Annotated in this window: 8 protein-coding genes and 1 pseudogene; 8 read left to right on the top strand and 1 reads right to left on the bottom strand. The window is 62.3% G+C overall.

Features of this window, described 5'->3' with window-relative positions; all coding sequences use genetic code 11:
* The 8 genes and pseudogenes from EOA27_RS10760 to EOA27_RS10725 form a co-directional block, all read left to right on the top strand.
* Window positions 1-285, top strand: a pseudogene (locus tag EOA27_RS10760) (sugar ABC transporter substrate-binding protein); the annotation flags it as partial.
* A gap of 44 nt (window positions 286-329) precedes the next feature.
* A complete protein-coding gene (locus EOA27_RS10755) occupies window positions 330-1,871 on the top strand; it encodes a sugar ABC transporter ATP-binding protein (protein ID WP_127256128.1) in 1,542 nt (513 codons plus the stop codon).
* On the top strand, window positions 1,858-2,862 hold the full coding sequence (locus tag EOA27_RS10750; protein WP_127256126.1) for an ABC transporter permease: 1,005 nt from the start codon (window positions 1,858-1,860) through the stop codon (window positions 2,860-2,862). The genes EOA27_RS10755 and EOA27_RS10750 overlap by 14 nt, the downstream gene beginning before the upstream one ends.
* 12 nt (window positions 2,863-2,874) lie before the next feature.
* The gene (locus EOA27_RS10745) at window positions 2,875-3,267 is read left to right on the top strand and encodes a VOC family protein (protein WP_127256124.1); all 393 of its coding nucleotides are present in this window, start codon (window positions 2,875-2,877) and stop codon (window positions 3,265-3,267) included.
* A gap of 101 nt (window positions 3,268-3,368) precedes the next feature.
* Entirely contained in the window at window positions 3,369-4,676 is a 1,308-nt protein-coding gene (gene hisD, locus EOA27_RS10740; RefSeq protein ID WP_127256122.1) for a histidinol dehydrogenase, read from the top strand.
* Window positions 4,677-4,828: 152 nt separating this feature from the next.
* A complete protein-coding gene (locus tag EOA27_RS10735) occupies window positions 4,829-6,082 on the top strand; it encodes a Re/Si-specific NAD(P)(+) transhydrogenase subunit alpha (RefSeq protein ID WP_127256120.1) in 1,254 nt (417 codons plus the stop codon).
* Window positions 6,082-6,504, top strand: a complete 423-nt coding sequence (locus tag EOA27_RS10730) for a proton-translocating transhydrogenase family protein (protein ID WP_127256118.1) — start codon at window positions 6,082-6,084, stop codon at window positions 6,502-6,504. Before EOA27_RS10735 ends, EOA27_RS10730 begins: the two co-directional genes overlap by 1 nt.
* Before the next feature lies 1 nt (window position 6,505).
* Window positions 6,506-7,903: an NAD(P)(+) transhydrogenase (Re/Si-specific) subunit beta gene (locus tag EOA27_RS10725; protein ID WP_127256116.1), complete on the top strand. Its 1,398-nt coding sequence runs from the start codon at window positions 6,506-6,508 to the stop codon at window positions 7,901-7,903.
* A 70-nt stretch (window positions 7,904-7,973) separates the two neighbouring features.
* On the opposite strand, the gene EOA27_RS10720 is transcribed toward EOA27_RS10725, so the two are convergent.
* On the bottom strand, window positions 7,974-9,059 hold a 1,086-nt coding region (locus EOA27_RS10720; RefSeq protein ID WP_245491064.1), incomplete at its 5' end, for a toprim domain-containing protein.

Genomic DNA, 9,059 nt, shown 5'->3' with positions numbered 1-9,059 from the left:
CTTGAAGCGGCCGGCAAGCTTGGCACGGTAAAGGTCTACGAGGCCGGCGGCACCGCATGGTCGGTGGATGCCCTGAAGAAGGGTTGGATCAAGGCTACCACCGGGTTTTATCGGCAGACCGCAGCTGAGACGGCGGTTCAGGCTATTATCGACGCCCGTGCCGGAAAGCCGGTGCCACATGTGATCCTGAACGATGGCCATGCACCCATACCGGGTCAGAAGAACGGCCAGGTTGGGATCGTAACGCTCGACAATGTCGGCGCGTATGAGCCGCAATCTCCCTGAATCGTTCCGCCGCGCGGCAGCGATGTCGCGCGGCCGACCACGCGATGGAGTTTAAGCAAATGTCCGTACCGGCTATTTCGCTTTTGGATGTGTCGAAGTCCTTTGGCCATGTCGTGGCGTTGCAGCCGGTCAGTTTGGATATCGCCGCTGGGACGATCCATGCCTTCGTTGGCCAGAACGGCGCTGGCAAATCCACCACTCTAGGAGTGCTAGCCGGCCGCATCGAGCCGAGCTCGGGTCGCGTTCTGTTATTTGGCGAGGAGGCAAATCTCGGCAATCCTCGCGCCGCTCGCGCGCAGGGCGTTTCCGCGATCTATCAGGAACTGACAATTGTTCCGGCGTTGAGCGCGGCAGCCAACGTTTTTCTCGGCCAGACTCTGGCACATGGAGGTTTTCTCGACGAGCGTGCCATGCACAGGCGCTTTTCTGATCTTTGCGCGCGCTTGGGGGTCAGTATCGATCCCGCGAGGGAGGCGCGCCGGCTGTCAGTCGCCGACCAGCAGATGCTCGAGATCATGCGTGCGCTGCAGGCTGATTCCAAGATCATCCTGTTCGACGAACCGACGACGGCACTCGCGCCTCCAGAGCGCGACGCGTTGTTCAACGTCATGCGCGAACTGCGCGATCAAGGCCACACCCTGATCTATGTATCGCACAATCTCGATGAAGTGCTTGGTATCAGCGAACAAATTTCTGTCTTTCGCAATGGCCGTTTGGTGCAGACGCAACCGAGAGCATCATGGACTAAGCAAGGCTTGGTCGCGTCAATGCTCGGCGAGGCGATGGGCGACATCTATCACCGACGAAATCGCACGCTCGCCAGTGTCGGCAGCCCGGTGCTCAAAGTTCGTGGATTGACGGTTCCAGGAGCGGTCACGGATCTTGCTCTAAGTGTATCAGCCGGGGAAATCCTTGGCATCGGCGGCCTGGTCGGAGCAGGTCGAACAACGTTCTTACGCGCCATTGCTGGGATGGAGCCCCGCGCACGCGGCAAGTTCGTGATTGCCGGACGCGAAGTCGCGTGGCCCACCGATCCGAGGACTGCACGTGATTACGGTATCGCCTTGGTTCCGGAGGACCGGAAGACTCAAGGACTCGTCCTTGGAATGAGCTCAATGGATAATGTGGCAATGGCCAACTACGGCCGCGTCCGCAAGAGTGGGTTCGTGGACGCAGCGAGACTTAGAAGCCTCAGTCGAAAATCGACCGATCGCTTCGGTCTTGATCCGCGCCGGCTAGGCGATCCAGTCGGCAATTTGTCAGGCGGGAATCAGCAGAAGGTGCTGCTTTCCCGATGGGACTACGAACAGCCCAAGGTGCTCATGGTCGACGAGCCAACGCGGGGCATCGATGTCGGCGCGAAATCAGAAATACTGGACGCGCTGCGCGATTTCGCCGAGCGCGGCACCGCGGTCATTATCGTGTCCTCGGAGCTTGAGGAGATCGTCGCGGTCGCCGACCGCGTCGTCGTCCTTTCAGAGGGCAGGCTCGTCGACGAACTCGACCACGCCCGCTCCCCTCTCTCCGTCCATGCCATCCTAAATAGCGCCTTCGGCGTAGAAGGAAGCCGTCATGCTCAGCACTAATTCAGCAACCAGCGCCAAGCCCATCTTGGGTGGCGCCACCGAAATCCGCAGGCCCCGTTTCTCATGGGCCGAACTCGCAATGAAGTACGGCCTGCTGGCTGTGTTGGCCGTTCTCGTTCTCGTATCGCAGGTTCTCTATCCTCGCTTCCTCGATCCGTTGAACATCCGCAACATTCTTAGCCAGAATGCGCCACTCGGCATCATCGCGGTCGGAATGACACTTGTTATGATCACCAGAGGCTTCGACCTTTCGGTAGGGTCGATGTATGCTGCCGGGGCCACCATCTTCGCTAGTCTCGCGGTGGCAGGTTGGTCCCTGCCGCTGGCGGCGGCATTAGTCATATTGGTCGGTTTGGTCGGGGGGCTGATCAACGGGTTGACGATAACGCGGCTCAACGTCAATCCGTTTGTCGCGACGCTCGGCACGACTTCGATCTTTTCTGGTCTGGCGCTGCTCTATTCGAACTCCTCACCTTTCGTCGTGACCGATCAGGCTTTCACCTGGCTTGGACGTGGTGCCGTGCTCGGGATTCCGGTCAGTGTTTGGCTCATGGTGCTCGTCTTCGGTATTGGTGAGGTCGTTCTCTCAAGAACCACCTATGGGCGTTCCCTTTACGCCATAGGCGGGAACGATGAAGCAGCACGGCTCGCCGGTTTGCGCACCGTGCTGATCCGGGCTTCCTCCTACGTCATCTGCAGCGGATGCGCTGCCGTTGCGGGTATGATCATAGCCTCGCGCCTCTCGATCGGTCAGGCGGACATCGGCTCGACGATGGCGCTAGACGCGATCGCCGTCGTGGTGATTGGGGGCACGTCCTTAATGGGCGGCGAAGGGGCTGTCTGGCGCAGCGCCATCGGATTGCTGATTGTCGCGGTGCTGACGAACCTGCTCGACTCGCTGGCCGTCGATTCCAACTACCAACTGGTGATCAAGGGCACGATCGTGGTCGCCGCCGTTGCCCTGGACGCCTACGCGCGCACTCGGCGATAAGGCGAAGCAACTGTGCACCATGTGGCCATCAGCGTACGCGATCTTGCCGCCAGCCTGGCTTTCTATGCGGGTTTCGGCTTCGAGAAGGACGCCCAGTGCCAGCTTTGGGATGGAGAACTCACGCTGACGGTGCTTGCCGGACCGCATGGGCGACTGGAGTTGTTCAGCTCCATTCGGCCGGTGATGGCGTCGGATCAAATGGCTTCGCTTCGGACGGATCTGCATCAAATCGGCGGGAAGCATTTCGCGTTGGAGGTCTCGGATCTTGCGTCCGAAATCCAAAGACTTCGCTCGCTAGGCGTGACCGTAGAGGGCGATGCTGCATCATCCGCGTTGGGCTTCGACTATGTGTTTGTCCGCGATCCGAGCGGAAACTGGATCGAACTGCTGGAAGTGCAAAAATAATATATTATTCTTTGACTTTGCTGCGCCGCCCGTTATAGACGCTTTTGCCAGAAAGAAGTGCAGCACTCTCCGCGCTAGGCGAAAACGAAAGAGGTTCGGAAATGGTACGCTACCTTAAATCAGCTCGGCCAGAAGCGGAGCGCAAGCAAGACGACGCCAAGGTGCGCGGCGCCGTTGAGGCCATTCTCGAAGACATCGAAATGCGCGGCGACACCGCGGTTCGAGAACTGTCGACCAAATTCGACAACTACGCCCCTACGTCCTTCCGTCTGTCGGAGCGCGAGATTGAGCTCTTGATGTCACAAGTGTCCTCGCGGGACATGGAAGATATCAAGTTCGCACAGCGACAGGTACGCAACTTTGCGCAGGTGCAGCGTGATTCCATGAAAGATGTGGAAGTCGAGACAATACCAGGCGTAATCCTGGGCCACCGCAATATCCCGGTTCAGTCCGTCGGCTGCTACGTGCCGGGTGGTAAATTCCCGATGGTTGCGTCAGCACACATGTCGGTTGCCACGGCGAGCGTCGCCGGCGTGCCACGTATCGTGGCCGCGACTCCACCCTTCAAGGGTAAGCCAAATCCAGCTGTCATTGCTGCCATGAAGCTTGGCGGTGCTCACGAGATCTATGTTCTAGGTGGTATCCAAGCCGTCGGCGCTATGGCGATTGGCACGGAAACCATGCAGCCGGTTCATATGATTGTCGGTCCCGGTAATGCGTATGTCGCCGAAGCCAAGCGCCAACTCTTCGGCCGTGTCGGAATCGACCTTTTCGCCGGCCCGACGGAGACGATGGTGATCGCCGACGAGACGGTCGATGCTGAACTTTGCGCGACGGATCTCCTCGGCCAGGCTGAGCATGGCTACAATTCACCGGCGGTGTTGGTGACCAACTCCGAGCGGCTGGCACGCGATACGCTTACCGAAATCGAACGGCTGTTGACGATTCTGCCGACGCAGGAGACAGCCCGTAAGAGCTGGGACGACTATGGTGAGATCATAATCTGCGACAGCTATGAAGAGATGTTGTCCGTTGCAGATGAGATTGCGTCCGAACATGTTCAGGTCATGACCGATAGGGACGACTGGTTCCTCGAAAACATGCGCTGCTACGGGGCGCTGTTCTTAGGACCGCGGACGAACGTCGCGAATGGCGACAAGGTAATCGGGACCAACCATACCCTGCCGACAAAAAAGGCCGGACGCTATACGGGTGGTCTCTGGGTCGGCAAGTTCCTGAAGACCCATTCCTATCAGAAGGTACTGACTGACGAAGCTGCGACGCTTATCGGCGAGTACTGTTCGCGGCTCTGCATGCTTGAGGGGTTTGTCGGTCATGCCGAGCAGGCCAACATCCGCGTGAGGCGCTACGGCCGGCGAAACATTCCATACGGCGTTGCTGCCGAGTAAGCGTGGCGATCACCCGCCGCGACTTCGAAACGACCCCCATTCATCGGTGAGCCGGTGGTGCCTCCCAAGGCGAGAAGGCGGCTGTCGCCGATCTGCTCGGCGGCAGCCGCACAGCGCGGCATGATATCGAAATCTCCAATCTGGGACGTCCGGTGGCTCGAGCTATTTTCATACCAAGAGAATTGGATCCCAACGAGCCGCGCGTGGCGGCCTCGCCGGAAACGGTGAAGCGGCTTGTGGGTCTGGGCTTCGACGTCATCGTCGAGAAGGGCGCCGGTCTCGGCTCGCGCATCCCCGACCAGGATTTTGTCGCGGTGGGTGCCGCGACCGGCACGGCGGGCGACGCCAAGAAGGCCGACGTGGTGCTGAAAGTGCGCCGTCCGACGGATGCCGAGCTGAAGGGCTACAAATCCGGCGCCGCCGTCGTCGCCATCATGGACCCCTACGGCAACGATGCCGCGGTCGCGGCGCTTGCCAAGGCCGGAGTGACTGCCTTCTCCATGGAATTCATGCCGCGCATCACCCGCGCGCAGTCGATGGACGTCTTGTCCTCGCAGGCCAATCTCGCCGGCTATCAGGCGGTAATCGACGCCGCCGCCGAATATGACCGGGCGCTGCCGATGATGATGACCGCGGCTGGCACCGTGCCGGCGGCGAAAACCTTCATCATGGGCGTCGGCGTCGCCGGCCTGCAGGCGATCGCCACCGCGCGCCGTCTCGGCGCCGTGGTCACAGCCACCGACGTTCGCCCGGCGGTGAAGGAGCAGGTGCAGTCGCTTGGCGCGAAGTTCCTGGCGGTCGAGGACGAGGAGTTCAAGGCAGCCGAGACCGCCGGCGGCTACGCCAAGGAAATGTCGAAGGAATATCAGGCCAAGCAGGCCGCGCTGACGGCCGAGCACATTGCCAAGCAGGACATCGTCATCACCACGGCGCTGATCCCCGGCCGGCCGGCGCCGAAGCTGGTGTCGGCCGCCATGGTGGCCTCGATGAAGCCAGGCTCGGTGATCGTCGACCTCGCCGTCGAGCGCGGCGGTAATGTCGAGGGCGCAGTGCCGGGCAAGGTCGTGACGACGGAAAACGGCGTCAAGATCGTCGGTCACCTCAATGTGCCGGGCCGTGTCGCGGCTTCGGCCTCGCTGCTCTACGCCAAGAACCTCTTCGCCTTCCTCGAGACGATGGTCGACAAGGCGACGAAGACGCTTGCCATCAAGCGCGACGACGAGCTGGTCAAGGCGACGATGCTGACGGACGGCGGTCGGGTCGTGCATCCGAACTTCGCCAAGGCGGCGGAGGAGCCGCGCACCGAGCCGGCGGCCATTCCGGCGACGACCACGGTTGCCGAAGCCGCCGACGCGAAGCCGGCGGCAAAGAAGAAGGCCGCAGCCAAGCCTAAGGGGACCGCGTGATGGACGCCTTGCAGAAAGCCCTCGACCAACTCGACCAGGCGACCGCCGCCGTGCGGCTGGCGGTGCACGATCTTGCCAACGCGCCTGCCGGCGCCGAGGCCGCGGGCAACGCCGCGCACGCGCTCTCGGGCGGCGCCATCGATCCCTTCGTCTTCCGTTTCGCCATCTTCGTGCTGGCGATCTTCGTCGGCTATTATGTCGTGTGGTCGGTGACGCCGGCGCTGCATACGCCGCTGATGGCCGTCACCAACGCCATCTCTTCCGTCATCGTGGTCGGCGCGCTGCTTGCCGTCGGCGTTGCCGCTTCCGGCCTTGCCGCGGGCTTCGGCTTCGTCGCGCTGGTGCTGGTCTCGGTCAACATCTTCGGCGGCTTCCTGGTCACCCAGCGCATGCTCGCCATGTACAAGAAGAAGGAAAAGTGACGTGACCGTCAATCTCGCTTCCTTCCTCTATCTTGTCTCCGGCATCCTGTTCATCCTGGCGCTGCGCGGGCTCTCGCATCCGACCACCAGCCGCCAGGGCAATCTCTACGGCATGATCGGCATGGGCATTGCCATCGCCACCACGCTGGCGCTGGCGACCCCCTCTGCCGGCCGCTTCGGCCTGATCGTGCTCGGCCTCGCCATCGGCGGCGGCATCGGCGCCGTCACCGCGCGCCGCATCGCCATGACCTCGATGCCGCAGCTGGTCGCCGCCTTCCATTCCCTCGTCGGCTTCGCCGCCGTCATGGTGGCCGCGGCCGCCATCTATGCGCCGGAGAGCTTCGGCATCGGCACTGCGGGCGACATCCACGCCCAGGCGCTGGTCGAGATGAGCCTGGGCGTCGCCATCGGCGCCATCACCTTCACCGGCTCGGTCATCGCCTTCCTCAAGCTCGACGGCCGCATGTCCGGCAAGCCGATCATGATCGGTGGCCGTCACCTCATCAACATCGCGCTCGGTGTCGCGCTGGTGGTGCTGATTGTGCTGCTGGTCACCACCGAATCGAAGCTGGTCTTCTGGCTGATCGTCGCTGCCTCGCTGGTGCTCGGCGTGCTGTTGATCATCCCGATCGGCGGCGCCGACATGCCGGTCGTTGTGTCGATGCTGAACTCCTATTCCGGTTGGGCGGCGGCGGCGCTTGGCTTCACCCTCGGCAACCTTGCGCTGATCATCACCGGCGCGCTGGTCGGCTCGTCCGGCGCGATCCTGTCCTACATCATGTGCAAGGGCATGAACCGGAGCTTCATCTCGGTCATCCTCGGCGGCTTCGGCGGCGAGACGGCGGCCGCTGCCGATGATGGCATCGAGCGTACCGTCAAGCAGGGCTCGGCCGACGACGCCGCTTACCTGATGATGAACGCGCAGAAGGTCATCATCGTGCCCGGCTACGGCATGGCCGTCGCCCAGGCGCAGCATGCGTTGCGCGAAATGGCGGACAAGCTCAAGGCCAACGGCGTCGAGGTGAAATACGCCATCCATCCGGTCGCCGGCCGCATGCCCGGCCACATGAACGTGCTTCTGGCCGAAGCCAACGTGCCCTATGATGAGGTATTCGAGCTCGAGGACATCAACTCCGAGTTCGCGCAGGCCGACGTTGCCTATGTCATCGGCGCCAACGACGTCACCAACCCGTCCGCGCGTGATGACAAGTCCTCGCCGATCTACGGCATGCCGATCCTCGACGTCGACAAGGCCCGCACCTGCCTCTTCGTCAAGCGCTCGCTCGGCTCCGGCTATGCCGGCATCGACAACACGCTGTTCTACAAGGACGGCACCATGATGCTGCTCGGCGACGCCAAGAAGATGACGGAAGAGATCGTCAAGGCCATGGACCACTGAGCTTGATTGCAGGCTTCAAAAGAGAGGCCCGGCAAATGCCGGGCCTCTCTTTTTGAGTGTGTAGGTGCGCTCAGATATCCAGATTGGCCACCGACAGCGCGTTGTCCTGGATGAACTCGCGGCGCGGCTCCACCTCGTCGCCCATCAGCCGCGAGAACAATGAATCCGCGTCTGTCGCGTCATTGACCTTGACCTGCAGCAGCGAGCGCACATTCGGGTCCAGCGTGGTTTCCCAGAGCTGCTCGGCATTCATCTCGCCAAGGCCCTTGTAGCGTTGCATGGTGAGGCCCTTGCGGCCGGAAGCGAACACCGCGTTGAGCAGCGCCAGCGGTCCCGAAACAAGCTCCGAGGTCTCCTTGCGGCGCAGCGTCGGCTGCTCGCCATAGACTTCCGAAAGCCGCGGCGCGTAGCGGTCGAGCTGGCGCGCGTCGGCCGAAGCGATTAGCCCGGCATCGAGCTGCACCACATCCTTCACGCCGCGCACCGTGCGTTCGAAGACATAGCCGCCCGAGCCGTCATTGGAGGTCGACAGCCGGCCGGTCCAGCCGCGCTCGGTCTCCTCCGCGATCATGTCCAGCCGCTGCGCCACGCGCTCGGCCATCGCGTTGGCGCGGCCGAGATCGGCAAGCACGTCGGCATTGAGCGCGCCGGCGATCGCCGCCTGCTCGACGACGCTGCGGTTGTAGCGCGTGTGCAGGCCGTTGATCAGCTGCCGCACCGCCAGCGCGTCGTCTACGGAGCTGCGCAGGTCCTGCCCGGTCCGCACCTCGCCGGAGGCGAGCACCAGCGAGGCCTCATCCAGCCCGGAGCCGATCAGATATTCCTCATAGGCGCTCTCGTCCTTGAGATATTGCGAGCTCTTGCCCCGCGTCACTTTGTAGAGCGGCGGCTGGGCGATGTAGAGATGGCCGCGCTCGATCAGCTCCGGCATCTGCCGGAAGAAGAAGGTGAGCAGCAGCGTGCGGATGTGGGCGCCGTCGACGTCGGCGTCCGTCATCAGGATGATCTTGTGATAGCGCAGCTTGTCGGCATTGAACTCGTCCTTGCCGATCGAGGTGCCGAGCGCGGTGATCAGCGTGCCGATCATGTCGGAGGAGAGCATGCGGTCGAAGCGGGCGCGCTCGACATTGAGGATCTTGCCGCGCAGCGGCAGGAT

Source organism: Mesorhizobium sp. M2A.F.Ca.ET.037.01.1.1 (genome assembly GCF_003998075.1).
GTDB lineage: Bacteria > Pseudomonadota > Alphaproteobacteria > Rhizobiales > Rhizobiaceae > Mesorhizobium.
The sequence above is the reverse complement of the archived record's forward strand: the minus strand, read 5'-3'. Positions and strand labels throughout refer to the sequence as shown.